The 368-nt window shown below is 46.2% G+C and carries 2 tRNA genes; both read left to right on the forward strand.

Annotation, left to right across the window (positions count from 1 at the left end):
• Positions 1 to 102 precede the first annotated feature (102 nt).
• A tRNA-Ile gene (locus QMZ64_RS23060) sits at positions 103 to 179 on the forward strand.
• Between the two features lie 11 nt (positions 180 to 190).
• A tRNA-Ala gene (locus tag QMZ64_RS23065) sits at positions 191 to 266 on the forward strand.
• Positions 267 to 368: the final 102 nt, after the last annotated feature.

The raw sequence follows: 368 nt of genomic DNA on the forward strand, positions 1-368 counted from the left end.
CTAAGGATATTATACGGAATATAAGACCTTGCGGTCTTATAGACAGGTGCGTTTAGATCTTGTTTAGTTTTGAAGGAACTTCCTTCATATGAATCAAAAGATGGGCCTGTAGCTCAGCTGGTTAGAGCGCACGCCTGATAAGCGTGAGGTCGGTGGTTCGAGTCCACTCAGGCCCACCATCTTTATATACGGGGCCTTAGCTCAGCTGGGAGAGCGCCTGCTTTGCACGCAGGAGGTCAGCGGTTCGATCCCGCTAGGCTCCACCAACGTGTTCTTTGAAAACTAGATAACAGTAGACATCACATTCAATTAGTAATGCAAGATATCACGTAGTGATTCTTTTTAACGGTTAAGTTAGAAAGGGCGCA

Source organism: Bacillus sp. LB7, from assembly GCF_030449715.1.
In the GTDB taxonomy this organism is placed as follows: Bacteria; Bacillota; Bacilli; order Bacillales; family Bacillaceae; genus Bacillus; species Bacillus paralicheniformis.